Annotated in this window: 23 protein-coding genes; 20 read left to right on the top strand and 3 right to left on the bottom strand. The window is 65.0% G+C overall.

Annotated elements, in window-relative coordinates:
* Positions 1-219: 219 nt before the first annotated feature.
* The gene (locus tag JQ616_RS01365) at positions 220-432 is read left to right on the top strand and encodes a cold-shock protein (RefSeq protein WP_027536987.1); all 213 of its coding nucleotides are present in this window, start codon (positions 220-222) and stop codon (positions 430-432) included.
* Positions 433-705: 273 nt separating this feature from the next.
* Here the strand turns inward: JQ616_RS01365 and JQ616_RS01370 are convergent, their stop codons facing one another.
* Positions 706-1,329 (bottom strand): outer membrane protein, encoded by a 624-nt coding sequence (locus JQ616_RS01370; protein WP_212011650.1) that lies wholly within the window; start codon positions 1,327-1,329, stop codon positions 706-708.
* A gap of 264 nt (positions 1,330-1,593) precedes the next feature.
* Between JQ616_RS01370 and uvrC the strand changes: the two genes are divergently transcribed.
* The 7 genes from uvrC (at position 1,594) to JQ616_RS01405 (ending at position 8,613) form a co-directional block, all read left to right on the top strand.
* On the top strand, positions 1,594-3,687 hold the full coding sequence (gene uvrC, locus JQ616_RS01375; RefSeq protein WP_212011653.1) for an excinuclease ABC subunit UvrC: 2,094 nt from the start codon (positions 1,594-1,596) through the stop codon (positions 3,685-3,687).
* A gap of 192 nt (positions 3,688-3,879) precedes the next feature.
* Positions 3,880-4,494, top strand: coding sequence for a CDP-diacylglycerol--glycerol-3-phosphate 3-phosphatidyltransferase (gene pgsA / locus JQ616_RS01380; protein ID WP_097671595.1), 615 nt, complete (start codon positions 3,880-3,882; stop codon positions 4,492-4,494).
* Positions 4,491-4,742: a molybdopterin converting factor subunit 1 gene (gene moaD / locus JQ616_RS01385; RefSeq protein WP_212011655.1), complete on the top strand. Its 252-nt coding sequence runs from the start codon at positions 4,491-4,493 to the stop codon at positions 4,740-4,742. The genes pgsA and moaD overlap by 4 nt, the downstream gene beginning before the upstream one ends.
* A gap of 7 nt (positions 4,743-4,749) precedes the next feature.
* The gene (locus JQ616_RS01390) at positions 4,750-5,217 is read left to right on the top strand and encodes a molybdenum cofactor biosynthesis protein MoaE (protein WP_212011657.1); all 468 of its coding nucleotides are present in this window, start codon (positions 4,750-4,752) and stop codon (positions 5,215-5,217) included.
* Positions 5,217-6,176: a 50S ribosomal protein L3 N(5)-glutamine methyltransferase gene (gene prmB, locus JQ616_RS01395; protein WP_212011659.1), complete on the top strand. Its 960-nt coding sequence runs from the start codon at positions 5,217-5,219 to the stop codon at positions 6,174-6,176. The genes JQ616_RS01390 and prmB overlap by 1 nt, the downstream gene beginning before the upstream one ends.
* 154 nt (positions 6,177-6,330) lie before the next feature.
* On the top strand, positions 6,331-7,743 hold the full coding sequence (locus tag JQ616_RS01400) for an EAL domain-containing protein (protein ID WP_212011661.1): 1,413 nt from the start codon (positions 6,331-6,333) through the stop codon (positions 7,741-7,743).
* A 15-nt stretch (positions 7,744-7,758) separates the two neighbouring features.
* On the top strand, positions 7,759-8,613 hold the full coding sequence (locus tag JQ616_RS01405) for a TIGR01459 family HAD-type hydrolase (RefSeq protein ID WP_212011663.1): 855 nt from the start codon (positions 7,759-7,761) through the stop codon (positions 8,611-8,613).
* Positions 8,614-8,848: 235 nt separating this feature from the next.
* Here the strand turns inward: JQ616_RS01405 and JQ616_RS01410 are convergent, their stop codons facing one another.
* Positions 8,849-9,244, bottom strand: a complete 396-nt coding sequence (locus JQ616_RS01410; protein WP_016844467.1) for a response regulator — start codon at positions 9,242-9,244, stop codon at positions 8,849-8,851.
* 214 nt (positions 9,245-9,458) lie between these two features.
* On the opposite strand from JQ616_RS01410, the gene JQ616_RS01415 reads away from it, so the two are divergent.
* The 8 genes from JQ616_RS01415 (at position 9,459) to arfB (ending at position 19,532) form a co-directional block, all read left to right on the top strand.
* A complete protein-coding gene (locus JQ616_RS01415; RefSeq protein WP_212011665.1) occupies positions 9,459-10,442 on the top strand; it encodes a bifunctional riboflavin kinase/FAD synthetase in 984 nt (327 codons plus the stop codon).
* A 17-nt stretch (positions 10,443-10,459) separates the two neighbouring features.
* Complete coding sequence (locus JQ616_RS01420; RefSeq protein ID WP_212013085.1) at positions 10,460-10,987, top strand: sugar O-acetyltransferase; 528 nt, start codon at positions 10,460-10,462, stop codon at positions 10,985-10,987.
* A gap of 374 nt (positions 10,988-11,361) precedes the next feature.
* Entirely contained in the window at positions 11,362-14,361 is a 3,000-nt protein-coding gene (gene ileS / locus JQ616_RS01425; protein ID WP_212011667.1) for an isoleucine--tRNA ligase, read from the top strand.
* Positions 14,362-14,523: 162 nt separating this feature from the next.
* The gene (gene lspA / locus JQ616_RS01430; RefSeq protein ID WP_212011669.1) at positions 14,524-15,021 is read left to right on the top strand and encodes a signal peptidase II; all 498 of its coding nucleotides are present in this window, start codon (positions 14,524-14,526) and stop codon (positions 15,019-15,021) included.
* A gap of 100 nt (positions 15,022-15,121) precedes the next feature.
* A complete protein-coding gene (locus JQ616_RS01435; RefSeq protein WP_212011671.1) occupies positions 15,122-15,853 on the top strand; it encodes a hypothetical protein in 732 nt (243 codons plus the stop codon).
* A 152-nt stretch (positions 15,854-16,005) separates the two neighbouring features.
* Positions 16,006-17,397, top strand: coding sequence for a M16 family metallopeptidase (locus JQ616_RS01440; RefSeq protein WP_212011673.1), 1,392 nt, complete (start codon positions 16,006-16,008; stop codon positions 17,395-17,397).
* Entirely contained in the window at positions 17,394-18,761 is a 1,368-nt protein-coding gene (locus tag JQ616_RS01445; RefSeq protein ID WP_212011675.1) for a M16 family metallopeptidase, read from the top strand. Before JQ616_RS01440 ends, JQ616_RS01445 begins: the two co-directional genes overlap by 4 nt.
* A gap of 351 nt (positions 18,762-19,112) precedes the next feature.
* Positions 19,113-19,532, top strand: coding sequence for an alternative ribosome rescue aminoacyl-tRNA hydrolase ArfB (gene arfB / locus JQ616_RS01450; protein ID WP_212011677.1), 420 nt, complete (start codon positions 19,113-19,115; stop codon positions 19,530-19,532).
* Between the two features lie 52 nt (positions 19,533-19,584).
* Here arfB and JQ616_RS01455 read toward each other — a convergent pair whose 3' ends face one another.
* The gene (locus tag JQ616_RS01455; RefSeq protein WP_212011679.1) at positions 19,585-19,899 is read right to left on the bottom strand and encodes a hypothetical protein; all 315 of its coding nucleotides are present in this window, start codon (positions 19,897-19,899) and stop codon (positions 19,585-19,587) included.
* A 400-nt stretch (positions 19,900-20,299) separates the two neighbouring features.
* On the opposite strand from JQ616_RS01455, the gene JQ616_RS01460 reads away from it, so the two are divergent.
* From JQ616_RS01460 to JQ616_RS01475, 4 genes are read left to right on the top strand one after another with little or no spacing between them, the layout of a single operon-like run.
* Positions 20,300-20,620: a c-type cytochrome gene (locus tag JQ616_RS01460; RefSeq protein ID WP_212013086.1), complete on the top strand. Its 321-nt coding sequence runs from the start codon at positions 20,300-20,302 to the stop codon at positions 20,618-20,620.
* On the top strand, positions 20,621-21,016 hold the full coding sequence (locus JQ616_RS01465; protein WP_212011680.1) for a VOC family protein: 396 nt from the start codon (positions 20,621-20,623) through the stop codon (positions 21,014-21,016).
* 38 nt (positions 21,017-21,054) lie between these two features.
* Positions 21,055-21,603, top strand: coding sequence for a gluconate 2-dehydrogenase subunit 3 family protein (locus JQ616_RS01470; RefSeq protein WP_212011681.1), 549 nt, complete (start codon positions 21,055-21,057; stop codon positions 21,601-21,603).
* A gap of 29 nt (positions 21,604-21,632) precedes the next feature.
* Positions 21,633-23,201, top strand: coding sequence for a GMC family oxidoreductase (locus tag JQ616_RS01475; protein WP_212011682.1), 1,569 nt, complete (start codon positions 21,633-21,635; stop codon positions 23,199-23,201).
* Positions 23,202-23,249: the final 48 nt, after the last annotated feature.

Here is a 23,249-nt window from a genome sequence, read left to right on the forward strand (position 1 = left end):
TTTGCGCGGAACCGTATTATGCTCATCCTGTTACGACTGGCTTTACGTTCCGCTTCCGCGAATGGTTGCGGCGGAGTGACAAGGCCGAAATAAATCCAGGCAGACCGGCGGCGTGACGCCGGACTGTTCAGGTGGCCAAGCTTCCGACAAGCGAATGTCGGTCAACCGCTACGCGACATGCGCGTAGCGGTGGAGCAATACGGGGGAGGAGTTTTCCCGATGGCCATGACTGGGACAGTCAAGTTCTTCAACGGAGAGCGTGGCTACGGCTTCATCAAGCCTGATGATGGCGGCCGCGATGTGTTCGTTCACATCACAGCTGTCGAGCGGGCAGGATTGAAGGACCTGACTGAAGGACAGCGCATTACGTTCGAGGTTGAACCGGACAAGAAGGGCAAGGGCCCGAAGGCGGTCAACCTGGTGATTTCATGATGAGCGCTCGCGGTGCGCTACTCGTGATGACCACCGACTGAAGCGTTGCGTGTGAGTTGACTGCCGAGCGCGTCTCGCGCTCGCTGCATGACCACCCTGCATGATGCGGACGCGACTGGCCGTGCCGCACGCTTGAAGCGTGCGGCCGACTGATCGGCTACGCGAATGGGGCGGCGTGTATGCTGCTGCGCGCGCTATGCAGATCGTCGGCACAAAGAAAAACCCGGCCGCGCAAGGCGCAGCCGGGAGTTGATATCAGACGTCTTCTTGTTCTCAGAAGTGATAGTTGATGCCGGCGCGGACCAGGCTGAAGCTGTAGCCGTTCGACGCGCCGCCGGTGATGGTGAAGTTGCTGTTGGCGAGATCGACGTAGAGATACTCGATCTTCGCGCTCCAGTGCGGGGCGAAGCCCATTTCGGCACCGGCGCCGACGGTGAAGCCCGCATTGGTGTGGGACTCCGTGATGCCGAACGTCTCGCCGCGCAGCTCACCGAAGGCAAGACCGCCGGTCGCGTAGAACAGCACGTTGTTGACCGCATAGCCGGCGCGGCCGCGTACCGTGCCGAACCACGGGTTCGAGAACTTCCACGGCGCGAACCGATCGTCCGCAGTGGTACCTTGGATATCGGCCTCGATACCGAACACCCAGGGAGAGCCGCTCTGGAAATTGTAGCCGGCCTGCACGCCGCCGACGAAGCCGGACGGCTTGGTCGGGTTGTTCTCGACCGAACCCCAGCCATAGCCGACGTTGCCGCCGAGATAGGGACCGGCCCAGCTATAGGCATTGAGCGGCTGATAGACCGTATAGGGCGAACCATAGTTGAGGTCGGCCGCTGCCGCCGAGGTCGTCCAGCCCGCGACGATCAGTGCCAGCGCACGCGCAACAAACCGGTTCATGGGTACTCTCCACCACGCAACTGCCGCAGCCCGCAGGCCGGGGGCCTGCGTGGTTACGGAATTCCACTTTTTTCGCTAAGGTTTATCGAGAGTTTTAAGTTAAAGGGCTGTTAAGCCCGGTTACCGGCCCGCTCATCAGTCTTAACAATGTGTTAGCCGCCAGCTGCTGCCACGGCGCGGGGTCGGTAACCTGCTGCGATCGGGGCTGTTTTCCGGTGCCGCCAACGCTGGCGAGCGGTCGCCCAAGCGCTTAGTTTACGGCCCATGGTTCACGATTCTCCCGAGCGCCCGACGCCGCCTCCCAAGGCTGCCGACAAGCCGCGGCGCGGTTCAAAGTCCGACCTGCCGCAGGACATGACGCTCGACACCAGCGATGTCGATCCCGAGACCTCCACCAACGAGGAGGAGGATGACGCGCGACTGCCCGAGACGTCCGAGGACGCCACCGAGGCGGACGCCGAGGGGACGCTCTCGGTCGGGCATGCCGCTATCGAGAACGCGGTCCGCCTCGCCCCGACCTCGCCCGGCGTCTACCGCATGCTCAATGCCGCCAACGACGTGCTCTATGTCGGCAAGGCGAAGAACGTCAAAAAGCGGCTGTCGTCCTATGCGCGCGCCAACGCGCCGCTGCCGGCGCGCATCCTGCGCATGATCGCGGCGACCACGCATGTCGAGATCGTCTCGACCATGACCGAGACCGAGGCGCTGCTGCTCGAAGCCAATTTGATCAAGCAGCTCCGCCCGCGCTTCAATGTGCAGCTGCGCGACGACAAGTCGTTTCCCTATATCCTGATCTCGGGCGACCATTGGGCGCCGCAGATCCTCAAGCATCGCGGTGCGCAGTCCCGGCCGGGCCGCTATTTCGGCCCGTTCGCCAATGCCGGCGCGGTCAACCGCACCATCACGGCGCTGCAACGCGCGTTCCTGATCCGCTCCTGCACCGACGGCTTCTTCGAAAGCCGCTCCCGGCCCTGCTTGCTCTATCAGATCAAGCGCTGCGCCGGGCCCTGCACGCGGGAGATCGATTTCCCCGGCTATAGCGAGCTGGTGCGCGAAGCGACCGAATTCCTCTCCGGCCGCAGTCACGCGGTGAAGGAATTGCTCGCAGCCGAGATGGAGAAGGCCTCCGGCGAGCTCGAGTTCGAGACCGCGGCGCTGTACCGCGACCGCCTCGCGGCGCTGTCGGCGATCCAGTCGCAGCAGGGCATCAATCCGCGCACGGTCGAAGAGGCCGATGTGTTCGCGATCCACCAGGAAGGCGGCTATTCCTGCGTCGAGGTGTTCTTCTTCCGCACCGGCCAGAACTGGGGCAACCGCGCCTATTTCCCGAAGGCCGAGAAGAGTTTTACGCCGGAGGAGGTGCTGTCGTCCTTCCTCGCGCAATTCTACGACGACAAGCCGCCGCCGAAACTGATCCTGCTGTCGCATGAGATCGAGGAAAGCGCGCTGCTCGCCGACGCGCTGTCGGTGAAGGCCGGGTCCAAGGTCGAGGTCTCCGTGCCGAAGCGCGGCGAGAAGAAGGAGCTGATCGGCCACGCGCTCACCAATGCGCGCGAGGCGCTCGGCCGCAAGCTCGCCGACACCGCAACCCAGAGCCGGCTGCTGGAGGGCATGGTCACCACGCTCGGCCTGCCGCGCACGCCGAAGCGCATCGAGGTCTACGACAACAGCCACATCCAGGGCACCAACGCGGTCGGCGCGATGATCGTGGCGGGCCCCGACGGGTTCATGAAGAACCAATACCGCAAGTTCAACATCAAGTCGGAAGGCCTGACGCCCGGCGACGATTACGGGATGATGCGCGAGGTACTGGAGCGCCGCTTCAAGCGGCTCTTGAAGCCGCCGGAAGGCGACGCTGCCAAGGCCAAGGAGACCGAGAAGGCCGACGACGACTCGTTCCCGCAATGGCCTGATCTCGTCATCATCGACGGCGGCCGCGGCCAGCTCAACGCGGTCAGGGAGATTTTCGAGACTCTCGGGCTGACCCAGGTCTCGCTGATGGCGGTGGCCAAGGGGCCGGAGCGCGATGCCGGACGCGAAACCCTGTTCATGCCGGACCGCGAGGCCATCAAGCTGGAGCCGCGCGACCCGGTGCTGTATTTCATCCAGCGGCTGCGCGACGAGGCCCATCGCTTCGTGATCGGCTCGCACCGCAAGCTGCGCAAGAAGGACATCCGCGAGGCCGGCCTGCAAGAGATCCCGGGCATCGGCCCGTCGCGCAAACGTGCCTTGCTGCACCACTTCGGAACGCTCAAGGAGATCGAGCGGGCCTCGATCGCCGACCTCGGCAAGGTTCCCGGCGTCAGCGCCGAGAGCGCCCGCAAGATTTTCGAGTTTTTCCACGCCCAGCCGGGTTAAACCAAAGGCGAGTCATCAGGGCGTCGCCTGCGACAGGCCATCTAGGGCATGATGCGGCAAAGCGTGCGGCAACGTTACGAAAAGATCATGCTTAAACAACGAGCTAAGGCGCCATGATGATTCCGCATAATCTCGCCGCGCTTTGGCGCCCGCACGGTTGACCTTCTCGCTTCAGCGGTATTGGTAGAACGGATGAACATCGCCACGACCCGGGGACAGGGCAAGACCATGTCCCTCCCGAATATCCTGACCTACGCCCGGATCGCCGCCATCCCGGTGGTGATCGGTTGCGTCTATTGGCAGTCGATCCTGGACGGCCCGTTGTGGCTGCGCTGGGTGGCGCTGGCCGTGTTCATTGCGGCGGGGATCACCGACTATCTCGACGGCTATTACGCCCGGATGTGGGACCAGCAATCTGCGTTCGGCCGGATGCTCGATCCGATCGCCGACAAGCTGCTGGTCGCCTCCAGCCTGCTGATGCTGGCCGCCGACAATTCGATCCACGGCTGGACGCTGTGGGCCGCGATCGTGATCCTGTGCCGCGAGATCCTGGTCTCGGGCCTGCGCGAGTATCTCGCGGGGCTCCGGGTCAGCGTTCCCGTCACCAAGCTTGCGAAATGGAAGACGACGATCCAGCTGGTCGCGATCGGCTTTTTGATCGCCGGCGAAGCGGGCGAGCAGGTCTTCCCGGCCACCACTTTGATCGGCATCGTGCTGCTCTGGATGTCGGCGATCTTCACGATCTACACCGGCTGGGATTATTTCCGCGCCGGTATCCATCACCTCATCAAGGAGGATGAGGGATGAAGCTGAAATATTTCGCCTGGGTGCGTGAGCGGATCGGCAAGGCCGAGGAGATCGTCGAACCGCCAGCGGAGGTGCGCACCGTCGGCGAGCTGATCGGCTGGCTTGCCGCGCGCGACGACGCCTACGCTTATGCGTTCGAGAAGCCCACGGTGATCCGCGCCGCGATCGACCACGCCCATGTCAAGGCGGACGCGGCAATCTCCGGGGCGCGCGAGATCGCGTTCTTTCCGCCGATGACCGGCGGCTAATCCTCGCATGGCTATCGCAGCGACCATCCGCATTCAGGAAGCCGACTTCGACGTCGCGCAGGAGATCGCTGGCCTCAGCAAGGGCCGCACCGATGTCGGCGCCGTCGTCAGCTTCAGCGGCATCTGCCGTGGCAGCGAGCAGGGCGAGCCGATCGCGGCGCTGACGCTCGAGCATTATCCTGGCATGGCGGAAGCCGAGATCGCGCGCCATGCCGACGAGGCGCTGGCGCGCTGGCCGTTGCAGGGCCTCACCATCATCCATCGCTTCGGCCGCATCGCGCCGGGCGAGAACATCGTGCTGGTCGTGACCGCCTCGGCGCACCGGCAGGCCGCGTTCGAGGCAGCCGAGTTCCTGATGGACTATCTGAAGACCAACGCCCCGTTCTGGAAGCGCGAGGAAAGCGCGCGCGGCACCAGCTGGATCGAGGCGCGCGACCATGACGACGCGGCCACTGCGCGCTGGACCAAATCCTGATGGCCAAGCGCAGCAAAGTGCCGGCGAGGCGCAGCCCGGCCGCGCCCAAAGCACCCAAGGTCGGCGCGGGCGAGCTTCACACCCTGTTCGACTTCCTGCGCTACGCGGTGAGCCGCTTCAACGCCGCAAAACTCGTGTTCGCGCACGGCACCACCGATCCGGTGGCCGAAGCCGCGTTCCTGATCTGCGAGACGCTGCATCTGCATCCCGACCAGTTCGAGAATTTCGCGACCGCGCGCGTCACCGTCGTGGAAGGCAAGCAGATCCTCGACCTGATCGAGCGGCGGATCGCGACGCGAAAGCCGGCCGCCTATCTCGTCAACAAGGTCTATATGCGCGGTCTGCCGTTCTATGTCGACGAGCGGACCATCGTGCCGCGCTCCTTCATCGGCGAATTGCTCGACTCGCATTTCGGCGGCGACGAGGACGGCACCTCGCTGATCGGCGATCCCGCTGACGTCGAAAGCGTGCTCGACCTCTGCACCGGCTCCGGCTGCCTGGCGATCCTGGCCGCCCGGCATTTTTCCAATGCCACGGTCGACGCGGTCGATATCTCAAAGGATGCGTTGGAAGTCGCCGCACGCAACGTCGCCGACCACGGCCTCGACGATCGGCTGACGCTGCATCGCGGCGACCTGTTCAAGCCGCTCGGCGCCAAGCGCTACGATCTGATCATCTCGAACCCGCCCTATGTCGACGCCGAGGGCATGGCGGCGCTGCCGCGCGAGTGCCGCGCCGAGCCGAAGATCGCATTCGACGGCGGCGCCGACGGGCTCGACATCGTCCGTCGCCTGCTCGATCAGGCCAGGCAACATCTGACCCCGCAGGGCGGGCTGCTCTGCGAGATCGGCCGCGGCCGCGACAATCTCGAGGCCGCCTACCCCAACCTCCCCCTGCTTTGGCTCGACACCGAGGACTCCGAGGGCGAGGTGTTCTGGATCGCCGCCGCCGACCTCTGACCGCCGGCTCCGGTGATGTTACGGAGCCCAACCCAAGCCAGGCGAAAATCGTGTGCAGTTCCAGCCGGTTCCGAAGATCGCTGGCCCGTCGAATCAACAATGGTGCTAAGGTCGCGCTCCGGGGATGTTCGGAGAGAGGGCGCGGGCGCGCGACATGATTCGCATTTCGACGATCTTCATCGCCATCTGCATGGTGCTGGTCGCAGCCTCGCTCGGCTTTGTGCTGTACTCGGTGGCGGGCATCAGCGGATCGGAATCGGCGATCGTGGCGCTCACCGCCCTCACCTGCCTGATCCTCTACAATGCCGTCTCGATGCGATTGCGCGACCGCAGCGATGTCGGCGGCCAGATCGCGGATCTGTCGCGCGGCACCGCCGACCTCGCCCGCCAGGTCGCCGAATTCGGCCGCCGACTGGCCGCCGTCGAAGGCCGGGTCGCCTCGGCCAACTCCACCGGCGCCGACCGGATGCAGGGCATGGCCGGCGAGATCAACGAGCTCGGCGGACTGGTGCGGCAACTCGCGGCATCCGTCGCCCATCATGAGGATCTCCTGGCGGCAACTCCGGCGGTGCAGCCGGTCGCGGCACCGCTAGACGATCTGCTGCAACCGGCCGCGCCGGCCCCGACCGTGATGTTTGCGCCGGCACCGCCGCCCGCACCTGCGCCAGCGATCTCGCGCAGCCAGAGCCAGCTGGTCGGTGCGATCAAGCAGGCCATCGACGCCAACCGCCTCGATATCTACCTGCAACCGATGGTGACGCTGCCGCAGCGCAAGGTGCGCTATTACGAGGCGGTGACGCGGCTGCGCGACGAGCGCGACCAGGTGCTTGCCGCCGACGATTTCATCGAGGCCGCCGAGGCCGCTGGCCTGATCGGCCGCATCGATCACATGGTGATGCTCCGCTGCGTCCAGGTGCTGCGCCGCCTGATGATCCGCAGCAAGGATGTCGGCGTGTTCTGCAACGTGTCGGCGTCGACTCTCGCCAGCCCCACACACTTCACCCAGTGCCTCGACTTCCTCGAGGCCAACCGCGCGCTGGCGCCGTCATTCGTGCTCGAATTCAAGCAGGCGACCTTCCGCCATCTCGGCCCGGTCGAAAGCGAAAATCTCGCGGCGCTGGCGCAGCGCGGCTTCCGGTTCTCGATCGACCATGTCAGCGACCTGCGCCTCGAGCCGCGCGAGCTCGCCGACCGCGGCGTCCGCTTCATCAAGGTGCCGGCGGCGCTGCTGCTCGACGCCAACCGGAGCGCGACGTCGGATATCCATCCGTCCGATCTGTCCGACCTGCTCGGCCGCTTCGGCATCGACCTGATCGCCGAACGGATCGAGGGCGAGCGTTCGGTGGTCGACCTGCTCGACTACGATGTCCGGTTCGGCCAGGGCTTCCTGTTCGCCCCGCCGCGGCCGTTGCGGCCGGAAGGGGCATCTGCTACCGCCGAGGCTCCGCAGGCCAACCCCCAGGACCTTAATGGCGCCAGCACGTCCGCACCCGTCTCCAGCCCCGCAGCGCCGCCGCGCGCAACCGGCAGCGCCGCACTGGCGCGCCGCGCGCTCGGCCCAAACTAGCCGGCAGTTCGCATCATGAGCTCACTGCGTTTCGTGGAGCAGCTGCGCGACCTGGTCGATGGCGTCGACGTCGTGCTGTCGGACATCTGGGGCGTCGTGCACAACGGGCTCGAATCCTTTCCCGAGGCCTGCGAGGCCCTGCACACCTTCCGCCAGCGCGGCGGCACCGTCATCCTGATCACCAACGCGCCGCGCCCGGCCGATTCCGTGCAGCGGCAGCTGCGCAAGCTCGGCGTCGCGGACGAGACCTATGACGCGATCGTCTCCTCGGGCGACCTGACGCGGCACTTCGTGGCCGCTCATCCCGGTCAGAAGATCTTCTGGATCGGCCCGGAGCGCGACAGCTCGATCCACCGCGGCCTCGACGCCACCATGGTGCCGCTGGAGCAGGCCGACTACATCATCTGTACCGGCCTGTTCGACGACGAGACTGAATCCGCCGAGGACTATCGCGACACGCTGCTCAAGGCGCTCGCGCGCAAGCTGACGCTGGTCTGCGCCAATCCGGATATCGTGGTCGAGCGCGGCGACCGGCTGATCTACTGCGCCGGCGCGGTCGCCGAACTCTATCGCGAGCTCGGCGGAGAGGTGATCTTCTACGGCAAGCCGCACCGGCCGATCTACGAGCGCGCCATGGCGCTGGCCACCGAGCACCGCGGCCACCCGACCGAACTCAGCCGCGTGCTCGCGATCGGCGATTCCGTGCGCACCGACCTGACCGGCGCCCACAACTTCGGCATTGATCTCTTGTTCGTCACCCGCGGCATCCATTCCGAACAGTTCGAGGGCATCGAGCAGCTCGATGCGGCCTCGATCAAGGAATTGTTCGGCCACCCGCCGCGCGCGCTGATGCGCGAGCTGAAGTGGTAGCGGCGAGCTCCGCAGGCGCGCGTCGCCAAAAAACTCGAAAACAACCCCATGCAAAGTAGCCGCGGCGCCAGGTGTACGACCAGTCGCCTTGACACGTCGGGCAACTCAGGGCTATTCTTCTAATATTCCGAAATCGCGCAAACGTCGGCTCGCCCTGCCTCGACCCCAAAAACGTCGATGCCCGGGGTTAGCCCGGGCATGACGTGAATTTCAGTTGATAGGTGGGACGCGCGTCTTACGCGGTCGCCATGTCCGGGAAGACCGCCTCGATCTTGGTCTTCAGCGTGGCCGCATTGAACGGCTTGACGATGTAGTTGTTCACGCCGGCTTTCTTGGCCGCGATCACGTTCTCGGTCTTGGATTCCGCCGTGATCATGATGAAGGGCGTGGTGGCAAGATTGGGATCGGCGCGGACTTCCTTGAGCAGGTCGTAGCCGGTCATCGGCTCCATATTCCAGTCGGAAATCACCAGGCCGTACTTCTTGCCGCGCATCTTGTTGAGCGCCGCAGAGCCGTCGGAGGCATCGTCGATATTCTCGAATCCAAGCTGCTTGAGAAGATTCCGGATGATGCGGATCATGGTGCTGTAATCATCAACCACCAGAACCGGCATGGACAAATCAACCGCCATCTTTTCCCCCAAAACCACTAACGCAACTTGGCTTCTGCACGAACGCAGCTTTCCGCCAACGACTAACAGCAGGCGTTAAACAGCGCGTTAACCGGCTGAATCCGGATTGTTACGGATTTGACGCGATTTTCGCTAAGCTTGACTTCCACGCCGCCGCCGCGTCACGGTCCGGCCCGCACCAATCATGCTTAAGAATCCTTGAAGAACACCTGACATGAGCACCGGCTTTACCGTTATCCGCGACAACACTCCCGAAAGCGCCATCCCGAAGGGCGCCGTGGTCGCGATGGGAAATTTCGACGGCGTCCATCTCGGCCACCGCGCCGTGATCGGCGCGGCGCTGGCGATGGGCGGAGCGCGCGGCGTGCCCGCGCTCGCGGTGACCTTCGAGCCGCATCCGCGCAGCTTCTTCAGCCCGAACACCCCGCAATTCCGTCTTACGGACGAGACCAACAAGCTGCGGCTGCTCGCGGCCACCGGGCTCGCCGGTGCCGTGGTCATGACCTTCGACAAGGCGCGTGCCGGGACCACGGCACAGGATTTCATTCACCATGATCTGATCGCACGGCTCGGCATCAGCGGCATTGCCGTCGGCTACGACTTCCATTTCGGCAAGGGCCGGGTCGGCTCGCCAAGCCTGCTCGTCAGCGAAGCGCCGCGGCTCGGCATCGAGGTTGATGTGCAGGCGCATGTCGACATCGAGGAGCGCCCGGTCTCCTCCAGCGCCATCCGCATGGCACTCGCCGAAGGCCAGGTCACCGATGCCACCACGATGCTGGGCGGACCGTGGTTCGTCACCGGCAAGGTGATCCATGGCGAGAAGCGCGGCCGCGACCTCGGCTACCCCACCGCCAATATCCGCCTCGACAAGCATTGCGGCCTGAAGCACGGCATCTATGCGGTGCGGGTCGGCAAGGCCGGAGAGAACGACAAAATGCGGTTCGACGGCGTCGCCAGCTTCGGACGCCGCCCGACCTTCGACAATGGCGCGCCGCTGCTCGAAGTGTTCCTGTTCGACTTCAAGGGCGATCTCTACGACACGGTCCTTGATGTCGCATTCATCAGTTTCATTCGCGAAGAGCTGAAATTCGACACCATCGAGGCGTTGATACGCCAGATGGATGACGACAGCGCGAAGGCGCGCGCGGCATTGGCCGCAGCGCCGGACGCGTTCCCGCAGCTCGGAGTGATTGGTTGAAGACAGAGAAAGAGAAAATGCTGGCGGGCGAGCTGTATCGCCCGGATGCGGAGCTTGCCGCCGATCATACCGCTGCAGAACAATGGATGGCCCGCTACAATGCGTCGGGCGCATCCTCGGCGGCCGAACTGCACGCACTGCTCTCGGAGCGCTTCGCGGGGGTCGGCAAGGACGCCGTGATCCGCCCGCCGTTCTTCTGCGACTACGGCAGCAACATCAGCCTCGGCGACGGCGTGTTCCTCAATTTCAACTGCGTGATCCTCGACGTCGTCGCGGTCGCGATCGGCGATCGCACCCAGATCGGGCCCGCGGTGCAGATCTATACCGCGGACCATCCGCGCGATGCCGAAACCCGGCGCGCCGGACTGGAATTCGGCCGCCCGATCCGGATCGGCAGCGACGTCTGGATCGGCGGCGGTGCCATCATCCTGCCCGGCGTCACCATCGGCGATGGCGCCCTGGTCGGGGCCGGCAGCGTGGTGACGCGGGACGTCGCCCCCGGGACGATCGTGGCCGGAAATCCGGCCCGGCGGCGGCCGGCTTAGTCTCCCCACCTCCGTCGTCCTGGCGAAAGCCAGGACCCATTACCACTGAATTTGGTCGGGAGCGGGATGGTGGCCCCAGCATCGCAACAAACATGCCCTTGGGGTAATGGGTCCTGGCTTTCGCCAGGACGACGCTGAATGTCTTGTGCGCCTGGTGGGCGGCGGCTCCCTCGGACAGCCCGCGGGGCAATCGGGGGCTTTGCGATTTCCCCGCTTGGCTGCTATGGAAACCCCATGTTTTCGCGGCGCATCATACGGATTAGCGGCCCGGCTTCCGCCTGAGCCTGAAGGCTCGGCGCAAGACCGGGACTTTCGCCGTTTTCACCCGCGATTGATCGCGTATCCGCGCCCGCACCTGCCAAATCAGAGCTTTCATGTCCGACAAGCCGCAAAAGACCGACGCTAACGACTATTCCAAGACCCTTTACCTGCCGCAGACGGAATTCCCGATGCGCGCCGGCTTGCCCCAGCGCGAGCCGGAAATCCTGAAATACTGGAACGACATCGGCCTCTACGACAAGCTCCGCCGGGAAGCCGAGGGCCGCGCCAAATTCGTGCTGCATGACGGCCCCCCTTACGCCAATGGCAACATCCATATCGGCCACGCGCTGAACAAGATCCTCAAGGACGTCGTGACCAAGAGCCAGCAGATGCTCGGCTTCGACTCCAACTACGTGCCGGGCTGGGACTGCCACGGCCTGCCGATCGAATGGAAGATCGAGGAGGAGAACTACCGCTCCAAGGGCAAGCAGAAGCCCGACTTCCGCGACTCCGCCGCGATGGTCGCGTTCCGCAGGGAATGCCGCGCCTATGCGACGCACTGGATCAACGTGCAGCGCGAGGAGTTCAAGCGGCTCGGCATCATCGGCGACTGGGACCACCCCTACCAGACGATGAGCTATCCGGCCGAGGCGCAGATCGCCCGCGAGCTGATGAAGTTCGCCGCCAACGGCACGCTGTATCGCGGCTCCAAGCCGGTGATGTGGAGCGTGGTCGAGAAGACCGCGCTCGCCGAAGCCGAGGTCGAATACGAGGATTACACCTCCGACATGGTGTGGGTGAAATTCCCGGTCACCTCGCCGGCGCATGGCGCGCTCGCCAATGCCTCGGTGGTGATTTGGACCACCACGCCGTGGACGCTGCCCGGCAACCGGGCCATCTCGTTCTCACCGAAGATCGCCTACGGCCTTTACAAGGTGACGGATGCGCCCGCGGACAATTGGGCCAAGACCGGCGATCTCCTGATCCTGGCCGATGCGCTCGCCGACGAGGTGTTCAAGCAGGCGCGCGTGACGTCCTATGAGAAGGTCCGGGATATCCCCGGCGACACGCTGGATGCGGTGGAATGCGCCCATCCGCTGCGCGGCTTCGGCGGCGGCTACGAATTCACCGTGCCGCTGCTCGACGGCGAGCATGTCACCGACGACACCGGCACCGGCTTCGTGCACACCGCACCGAGCCACGGCCGCGAGGACTTCGACGTCTGGACGGCCAACACCCGCGAGCTCGATGCGCGCGGCATCTCGACGGCGATCCCCTACACGGTCGACGAGAACGGCGCCTACACCGCGCAGGCGCCGGGCTTCACGGGCAAGCGCGTGCTCAACGACAAGGGCGAGAAGGGCGACGCCAACGAGGCCGTGATCAAGGCGCTGATCGAGGCCGGCAAGCTGCTGGCACGTGGCCGGCTCAAGCACCAATATCCGCATTCCTGGCGCTCCAAGAAGCCGGTGATCTTCCGCAACACGCCGCAATGGTTCATCGCGATGGACAAGCCCATCGCGGAGAACGGCCATGCCAAGAAGGGCGACACGCTGCGCGCCCGCGCGCTGCACGCGATCTCGGTCACGCAATGGGTGCCGCCGGCCGGCGAGAACCGCATCAACGGCATGATCGCCAACCGCCCGGACTGGGTGATCTCGCGGCAGCGCGCCTGGGGCGTGCCGATCGCGGTGTTCGTGCGCGAGAACGCTGACGGCTCGGCCGAGATCCTGCAGGACGAGGTCGTCAACCAGCGCATCACCGAGGCGTTCATGGAGGAAGGCGCCGACGCCTGGTACATGGACGGCGCCCGTGAGCGCTTCCTCGGAAGCCGCGCGTCGGAGAACTGGAAGAAGGTCGACGACATCTGCGACGTCTGGTTCGATTCCGGCTCCACCCACGCCTTCGTGCTGGAAGACCGCCAGAACTTCCCGCAGCTCGGCAACATCGTCCGCAAGATCGACGGCGGCAACGACACCGTGATGTATCTCGAAGGCTCTGACCAGCATCGCGGCTGGTTCCACTCGTCGCTGCTGGAAAGCGCCGGCACGCGTGGCCGCGCGCCGTATGACATCGTGCTGACCCACGGCTTCACACTCGACGAGAACGGCCGCAAGATGTCGAAGTCGCTCGGCAACACGGTCGAGCCGCAGAAGGTGATCAAGGATTCGGGCGCGGATATCCTGCGGCTGTGGGTCTGCGCCACTGACTATGCCGACGACCAGCGCATCGGCCCGGAGATCCTGAAGAACACCATCGAGACCTATCGAAAGCTGCGCAACTCGATCCGCTGGATGCTCGGCACGCTGCATCACTTCAAGCCGACCGAGAAGGTCGGCTTTGCCGAGATGCCCGAGCTCGAGCGGCTGATGCTGCACGAACTGGCCGGCCATGCCGAGACCATCCGTCAGGCCTATGCCGCGTTCGACTACAAGACCGTGGTCGCAAGCCTCGCGGCCTTCATGAACTCCGAGCTGTCGGCGTTCTACTTCGACATCCGCAAGGACACGCTGTATTGCGATCCGCCGTCCTCGGTGGCGCGCAAGGCGGCGCTGACCACGATCGACCTGCTCTGCGACGCGATCCTGAAATGGCTGGCGCCGATCATGAGCTTCACGTCAGACGAAGCCTGGCGGATGTACCGGCCGAATGCCGAGCCCTCGGTGCACCTCACGCTGTTCCCCGAAGGTCTCGAGCAATTCCGCGACGACGCGCTCGCCGCGAAATGGGAGACCATCCGCAACGTCCGCCGCGTCGTCACCGGCGCGCTGGAGCTCGAACGCGCCGCCAAGCGAATCGGCTCGTCGCTCGAGGCCTCGCCGGTGATCTACGTCGCCGACCGCGAGATGCTGGCCACGCTGTTCGACATCGACCTCGCCGAGGTCTGCATCACCTCGAACTACGAGGTGCGCGAGGGCGAGGCGCCAGCGAACGCCTTCCGCCTCGATGCGGTGCCGGGCGTTGCCGTGGTGGTCGAGAAGGCGGTCGGCACCAAATGCGCGCGCTCGTGGAAGATCCTGCCGACGGTCGGCGAGGATCCCGAGTATCCCGACGTCTCGCCGCGCGACGCGCAAGCGCTGCGCGAATGGAAGGCGCTGGGGGGCACGGCCTAGCCGTCGTCCCTGCCTAGTGCGCAATTGCGCGCGGGAGCAGGAACCCATAACCACCGCTGTCTAGAATGGACTGAGGTTGATGACTCCGAGTCATTCAAACAATACCCGGCACGGCGTATGGGTCCCGGCCTTCGCCGGGACGATACCTTTGGTGGAACTCCGATGAATTCCCCCGTTCGCGCCGGTGTGCTGGCGGCGGTCATCACCTTGATCGCCGACCAGGCCTCCAAGCTCTGGCTGCTCCATATCCTGGACATCGTGCATCGCGCCCCGGTGCGGGTGACGCCGTTCTTCGACCTGGTGCTGGCCTGGAATCCCGGCATCAGCTTTGGCTGGTTCCAGAGCGAGACCCCGTCCGCCCAGATCCTGCTGATGGTGATCAAGGCCGCTGCCGTGGTCGCACTGGCGATCTGGATGGCCCGGTCGCGGACCTGGCTTGCGACAGTTTCGCTCGGCCTGATCATCGGCGGTGCCATCGGCAACGGTATCGACCGCTTCGCCTATGGCGCGGTGGTCGATTTTGCCCTGTTTCACGTCGAGATCGGTGGAAAAACCTTCAATTGGTACATCTTCAACCTCGCCGACGTGGCGATCGTTGCTGGTGTGGCCGCCCTACTGTATGATTCCGTGATGGGGACCCCCGCCGTAAAAGCGCCCTGATCCCGGCCGATATCAGCCGGTCGGCGGTTGACCTGCACCCAGCGGAACTGCGCGCTAAGCCAGTGATCGCCTTGGCGAATTTTGAGATGGGAATAGCGCGATGCGCAACACCAAAACCCGCGGTTACCTGATCGAGACGTCCCGGCTGCCGCTGATGCGCGGCCTGCGACTGGCGTTCGTCGCGGCCGGGATCGGCCTGGTCATGACGGCAGGCCCCGTGCGCGCCGGCGACGATGACGATGACGGCGATGACGGACTGACCTTCGAAGAGCGGATCGTCGACAATCTGATGACCGGGCTTGGCGCCAAGAGCGCGGCCAGCAAGGGCATCGACTATCGCGAACGTTCACCGCTGGTCGTGCCGCCGAAGCTCGATCTGCCGCCGCCCTCCTCGGCCGCCCAGGTCAACGCGCCGAACTGGCCGAAGGACCCCGATATCGCCGCGCGCAAGGCTGCGATCGCGGCGCGTAAGAAGGAAGTGAAGAAGGAGCCGTGGCAGTCGGCGGTGGCGTTGACGCCGGCCGAGATCGAGGCTGGCCGCAAGCAGCAGACGGCCACCGACGGCCGCAAGGAACCGGTCGAGCCCGGCGTGACCACCAATCCGTCGCTGATGCCGAGCCAGCTCGGTTACACCGGCGGCCTGCTCGGCGTGTTCAAGGGCAACAGCAGCGAGTCCAAGCCGTTCAAGGGCGAGCCGACGCGCGAATCCCTGACCGAGCCGCCGCCCGGCTATCAGACGCCGTCGTCAGGCTTCGCCTATGGCACCGGACCGATGATGCCGAAGGGGAAAGAAGGCCAATACGACGTCATGACCGGAAAGCCGCTCGAGTGATTGCCCGGCCTGCTTCGGCGGAGCCTGACATGAGCAAAGCTTAATGCGAGGGGACGGCGCTTTCTCCGCTTCGTGACAACGGGCACGGGCACGACCGTGTACGATGGCCTGCTTTCGCCCCCCGGCCGTGCGTCCGGGCTTTCACAAGGATCATGATGCGCTCTCGCCGATCGATTGCCCTGTTCGCTGCCGCATTTGTTTCAACACTCCCGCTGTCGGGCGCCGGCCTCCGCGCCCAGACCACCGTCACCTCGGAACGCCCCGCCAGCTTCACACTCGACAACGGCCTGCAGGTCGTGGTGATCCCCGATCACCGCACGCCGGTCGTGACGCAGATGATCTGGTACAAGGTCGGCTCGGCCGACGAGACGCCGGGCAAATCGGGCCTCGCCCACTTCCTCGAGCATCTGATGTTCAAGGGCACCGCCAAGCATCCGGCCGGCGAGTTCTCGCAGACCGTGCTGCGCGTCGGCGGCAACGAGAACGCCTTCACCTCGACCGACTACACCGGCTACTTCCAGCGCGTGCCGCGCGAGCAGCTGCCCACCATGATGGAGTTCGAGGCCGACCGCATGACCGGCCTGATCCTCAAGGACGAGAACGTGCTGCCCGAGCGCGACGTGGTGCTCGAAGAATACAACATGCGGGTCGCCAACAACCCGGATGCGCGGCTCACCGAGCAGATCATGGCCGCGCTCTATCTCAACCATCCCTATGGCCGGCCGGTGATCGGCTGGCACCAGGAGATCGAGAAGCTCGATCGCGAGGACGCGCTCGCCTTCTATCGCCGCTTCTACGCGCCGAACAACGCGATCCTGGTGATCGCCGGCGACGTCGACGTCAAGGATATCCGCCCGCTGGTCGAGAAGAATTTCGGTCCGATCCCGGCGCAGAAGGCGATTGCCGAGAAGCGCGTCCGGCCGCAGGAGCCGACGCCGGCTGCGCCGCGCACCGTGACGCTGTCGGATCCGCGCGTCGAGCAGCCGAGCCTGCGCCGCTATTACCTGGTGCCCTCGGCAACGACGGCGGCAGCCGGCGAGAGCCAGGCGCTCGATGTGCTCGCGCAATTGATGGGCGGCGGTGCCAACTCCTACCTCTATCGCACGCTGGTGATCGACAAGGGCCTCGCGATCTCGGCCGGCGCGGGCTACCAGGGCACCGCGCTCGATCCATCGCAATTCTCGATCTCGGTGACGCCGAAGCCGGGCGTCGAGTTCGCGCAGATCGAGGACGCGGTCGACAAGGTGATCGCCGATTTGGCGCAGAACCCCGCACGCGCCGAGGACCTCGAACGGGTCAAGACCCAGCTGATTGCGGAAGCGATCTACGCCCAGGACAACCAGGCGACGCTGGCGCGCTGGTATGGCGGCGCGCTGACCACCGGGCTCAGCATCGACGACATCAGGAACTGGCCGGACCGGATTCGCGCCGTCACCGCCGATCAGGTGCGCGCCGCTGCCGCCACCTGGCTCGACAAGAAGCGGTCGGTGACCGGCTATCTGATCAAGGATACTGCGCCGAAACGCGAGGAGAAGCGCTCGTGACCTATTCCCTCACCCGCCGTGCGGCGCTGATCGCGAGCGCCAGCGCCGCGCTGCTGGCGCTGACATCGGCCCCCTCGCAGGCCGCGGCCAAGATCCAGCGGCTGGTCTCGCCCGGCGGCATCGAGGCGTGGTTCGTGCAGGATGCGACCGTGCCGCTGATCGCGATGGAATATTCCTTCAGCGGCGGCGCCAGCCAGGATCCACCCGGCAAGCCCGGCGTCGGCAATCTGGTCGCCGACCTGCTCGACGAGGGCTCCGGCGATCTCGATTCCAAGACCTATCATGAGCGGCTCGAGCGCCGCGCCATCGAGCTCAGCTTCCAGTCGAACCGCGATCAATTCCGCGGCTCGCTGCGCATGCTCAAGGACAACAAGGACGAAGCCTACGATTTGCTGCGGATGGCGCTGAGCTCGCCGCACTTCGAGCCGAAGGACGTCGAACGGATCCGCGCCCAGGTGATCTCGAACCTGCGCCGCGAATCGACCAATCCGTCCTCGCTGGCCGGCCGCAAGTTCCTCGAGCTCGCATTCGGCGATCATCCCTATGCCCGGACGGCGACCGGCACGCTGGAAAGCGTGCCGACCATCGAGATATCGGACCTGAAGGACTATACCCGCCGCATCATCGCCAGGGACACGCTGCGCATCGCCGTGGTCGGCGACGTCGATCCCGATACGCTCGGCAAGCTGTTGGACAAGACCTTCGGCGGCCTGCCGGCGAAGGCTGAGCTGACACCGATTGCCGACGTCGTGGTCACCAAGCCGCCGCAACGCGCCTTCATCCCGCTCGACGTGCCGCAGACCGTCGTCACCTTCGGCGGGCCCGGGATCAACCGGCACGACCCGGACTTCATGGCGGCCTATGTGGTGAACCACATTCTCGGCGGCGGCGGACTGTCGTCGCGGCTCTACAAGGAAGTGCGCGAGAAGCGCGGGCTGGCCTATTCGGTGTACGAAGCGCTGGTCTGGATGGACCACTCCGCGCTGTTCATCGGCAACACCGGCACCCGCGCCGACCGCGCCGGCGAGACCGTCGATGCGATCGATGCGGAAGTCCGCCGGATTGCCGAGCAGGGCCCGACGCAGCAGGAGCTCGACGAGGCGAAGTCCTATCTGAAGGGCTCGCAGATGCTGGCGCTCGACACCTCCTCGAAGCTCGCACAGGCGATGCTGCAATATCAGCTCGACAAGCTGCCGATCGATTACATCGAGAAGCGCAGCGCCATCGTCGATGCGGTGACGCTCGACGATGTCAAGCGGGTGTCCAAGAAGCTCTGGGGCGACGGTCTGCTCACCGTGATCGTCGGCCGCGCCCCGCAAGCCGCCGCGCAACCGGCGTCGGCACCGCCGAAGGCGGCCAACTAACGCGCCCTCGGCGCGCGCCACTTCCTTCACACCATCGTTGTGGCCACCCCTCTCCCCCAACCCTCCCCCGCAAGGGGGGAGGGAGCCTAAGAGGCGTGCTCACCTCACGGCGTGTCACAACTGGCACGGATGCTTCGATTGGCGCGATGCTTCGATTTGGCTAGCGCTTCGATCGTCAGGAACGCACCGGCGGAGGGCTCCCTCCCCCCGTGCGGGGGAGGGTTGGGGAGAGGGGTGGCCGCACACTCCGGCCACCGACGTAATCAACGCTGTGTCCACGCAGCCCAAGCACGCCCAGCACAAACCCGCTATCCTGCGGCCTGCCGATTCTTCCCTCCACCGGGTGACGTCATGCTGCGGGTGTCCCGCGACCTTTCGATCGACGAGAACGACATTGAGATTGTCTTCGTCCGTGCCTCCGGTCCGGGCGGGCAGAATGTCAACAAAGTCTCGACCGCGGCGCAGCTTCGCTTCGACACGCACAAGATCGCGCTGCCGCCGGACGCGGCGCAGCGGCTGGCGCGGCTCGCCGGCAGCCGCATGACCAAGGACGGCGTGATCGTGATCCAGGCGTTCCGCTTTCGCACCCAGGAACGCAATCGGGCCGATGCGATCGAACGGCTGCTCGAGATGTTGAAGGAAGCGATGGTGCGGCCGACACCGCGGAGGCCGACCAGGCCGACGCTCGGCTCCAAGCAGCGCCGGCTCGAAGGCAAGAAACGCCGCAGCGACATCAAGGCCGGCCGCGGCAGCCGTCGTTTCGACGACTAAGGAACCTCGGATGCAGCGCACACGCGGCGCTGCATCCGGAATCCGAAAGCGCTCAGTACTTCTTCGCTCCAGGCGCCATCTCGGAACCACCGGACTTCGGTGACGTCGCGTGGCCGCTGCTGCTGCCGACCGTGCCCTTGCTGCCCGACTTGGCGCTGGTGCCGCTCTTCTGCGTCGGCGAAGTCGGCTGCGCCGCCATTTCCTCGTCGCCGCTGCCGGACATGCCGCCGCCCTGCTGGATGGTGCCGCTGCCCGTTGCACCGCCGCGAAGCTGGGTATTCGGGGTGGCCGTTCCCTGTGCCAGGACGGGGCCGGCCATCACGGCCGAGATGGCAAGGGCGAGCACGCTGGTTTTTGCAAACGTCATCCATTTCTCCTGGACTTTGATTGACGATGGACGGAGCGGCGCAGGTGTGCGCCGTTTGCAGCGCCGACCCTAAACCCCATCGTGCGAGACTAAATTTCCGCAAACGGCGCACACGCAATGCAAGCTGCGTCGTGTGGTGATCGTGCAGGGATTTCGCGGTCATTTTGCGGATTTGTCTTCCGCATATGCGGCAACCAACGGTTCCGCGCCAGAACACCGCCCAGCTTTGTTCTGCTGTGAAACAGCCCGCTACTACCAACGGCCGATTTCAGCCTCCTACAGTCATCGCACAAAGGCGGTGATGTATATGACAAAACTGCGCGCAGGATGGACGGCAAGCACGACGATGGCGCTGGGATTTTGCAGCGCAATGCTTGCAGTGCAAATCGCGAGCGCGCAGATGCCCCTGCCCACCGCCAAGCCGCCCGATGGGGCGACGCTGTTCAAGCAGCAATGCGCGACCTGCCACACGTCAAACACGTCGGATCCCGTGCGGCAAGGACCGTCGCTCTTCAAGATCGTCGGCCGCCATGCCGGCAAGGCTGACGGTTTCAAATATTCCGCAGGCTTCGCCAAGGCTGATTTCGTCTGGGACGACGCCAAGCTCGATGCCTGGCTGACCAATCCGCAAGAGCTGATCCCCGGCGCCGTGATGGCCTACCGCCAGGCCAAGCCGGAAACCCGCGCCATGATCATCGCCTATCTGAAGGAATTGAACTGAATGGCAAAGCCTGTGCATTCGATGATCCGCGTGTTCGACGAGGCCAAGGCGCTCGACTTCTATCGTCGCGCGTTCGGCCTCGAGATTGCGGACAATCTGCGCTTTCCAGACTTTGCGCTGATCTATCTGCGTCATCCGTCCTCGCCGTTCGAGGTCGAGCTCACGGTCAATTTCGATCGCAAGGAGCCCTACACGCTCGGCGACGGTTACGGCCATCTCGCCGTCATCGTCGACGACGTCGATGCCGAGCACGCGCGCTTCGAGCAGGAGAAACTGTCGCCCGGGCCGCTGCGCGACTTCAAGCATGACGGCAAGACGCTGGCGCGCTTCTTCTTCGTCGCAGATCCCGACGGCTACAAGATCGAGGTGATCCAGCGCGGCGGGCGCTTCGGCTAGAGCATGGCAATCAAAACAAAAATCTTACGGAGGAAATCATGAGAGAAATCGATCGACGCAACAAATATGACCGGCGTGTGTTTCTCAAGGGCGCGGCCGTCACCGCGCCGGCAGTCGCGATCGCGACCTCGACCGGGCTCGGCATCACCGATGCATGGGCCGATGAGGCCGGTACGCTGACGCCGGCAACGATGAAGACGCTGCTCAAGGTGGCGCGCGACATCTATCCGCACGATTTCCTCGGCGACAGCTACTACATCACGGCGGTCAAGCCGTGGGATGACAAGGCGGCCAAGGATCCGGCGGTCAAATCACTGATCAATGACGGCGTCGCGCGGCTCGATCAGGCGGCCAATGACCGCCACAAGATGCCTTACGCCCAGGTCGCCTGGGAAAACGATCGCATCGCGCTGCTGCAGCAGATCGAGCAAAGCGCGTTCTTCCAGAAGATCCGCGGCGACCTCATCGTCTCGCTCTACAACAACAAGGAGGTGTGGCCGAGGTTCGGCTACGAGGGCTCCTCCGCCGAGCATGGCGGCTACATCAAGCGCGGCTTCGCCGATATCGACTGGCTGCCGAAGGCTTGAACCGGACAACGAACGCTCGGGAGGACACAATGGCAAAATTCGATCTGAATGACAGCGGCGTTGTCGTGATCGTCGGCTCCGGTGCCGGCGGCGGAACGCTCGGCAATGAGCTGGCGCAGAAGGGCATCAAGGTCGTGATCCTGGAAGCCGGCCCGCGTATCGAGAACCAGGACTTCATCAACGATGAATGGGACAGCTTCACCCAGCTCGCCTGGTCCGACGCGCGCTCGACATCGGGCAGCTGGCGCGTCCATCAGGACTTTCCGGGCCTGCCGGCCTGGATCGTGAAGGCGGTCGGCGGCTCGACCACGCATTGGGCCGGCGCGTCGCTGCGCTTCGACGAGCACGAGTTCAAGATCAAGTCGGCCTATGGCGGCATCCCCGGCGCCAACCTGTTGGACTGGCCGATCACGCTCGCCGAGATGGAGCCATGGTACGCCAAGGCCGAGGACAAGATGGGCGTCACCCGCACCAACGGCATCCCCGGACTGCCCGGCAACAACAACTTCAAGGTGATGGAGGCCGGCGCCAAGAAGCTCGGCTACAAGGAAGTGCACACCGGGCGGATGGCGATCAACAGCGAGCCGCGCGACGGCCGCGGCTCCTGCCAGCAGATCGGCTTCTGCTTCCAGGGCTGCAAGTCGGGCGCCAAATGGTCGACGCTCTACACCGAGATCCCGAAGGGCGAAGCCACCGGCAATCTCGAAGTGCGTCCCGGCAGCATGGTGATCAAGATCGAGCACGACCAGTCCGGCAAGGTCACGGGCGTGGTCTACGCCGATGCGACCGGCGCGACTCAGCGGCAGAAGGCCCGCGTGGTCGCGGTCGCCGGCAACTCGATCGAGAGCCCGCGGCTATTGCTCAACAGTGCCTCCAGCATGTTCCCGGACGGGCTCGCCAATTCATCCGGCCAGGTCGGCCGCAACTACATGCGGCACATGACCGGCAGCGTCTATGCGAGCTTCGAGAAGTCGGTGCACATGTATCGCGGCACCACGATGGCCGGCATCATTCGTGACGAGGCGAAGAACAATCCGAGCCGCGGCTTCGTCGGCGGCTACGAGATGGAGACGCTGTCGCTCGGCCTGCCCTTCATGGCCGCGTTCCTCAATCCCGGCGCCTGGGGCCGCAGCTTCACCAGCGCGATCGAGGGCTATCCGCGGATGGCCGGCATGTGGCTGGTCGGCGAGGACATGCCGCAGGAGACCAACCGCATCACGCTGGACCCGAAGATCAAGGACAAGTTCGGCATGCCGGTCGCCAGCGTGCATTTCGACGATCATCCGAACGACGTCGCGATGCGCGATCACGCCTACAAGCAGGGCTCCGCGGTCTATGAGGCGGTCGGCGCCACCGTGACCTATCCGACGCCGCCCTACCCCTCGACCCACAACATGGGCACCAACCGGATGAGCGAAAAGCCGCGCGACGGCGTGGTCAACAAGTTCGGCCAGAGCCACGACATCAAGAACCTGTTCGTCTCCGACGGCAGCCAGTTCACATCAGGCGCGGCGTGCAACCCGACGCTGACGATCGTGTCGCTGGCGATCCGGCAAGCCGACCACATCGCCGGCGCGATGCAGCGCAAGGAGATCTAGGTCCCTCAAACTGAAGCGGCCTTGTCTCTCGGGACAAGGCCGCTTTTC

It is taken from the genome of Bradyrhizobium tropiciagri (genome assembly GCF_018130545.1).
GTDB lineage: Bacteria > Pseudomonadota > Alphaproteobacteria > Rhizobiales > Xanthobacteraceae > Bradyrhizobium > Bradyrhizobium tropiciagri_A.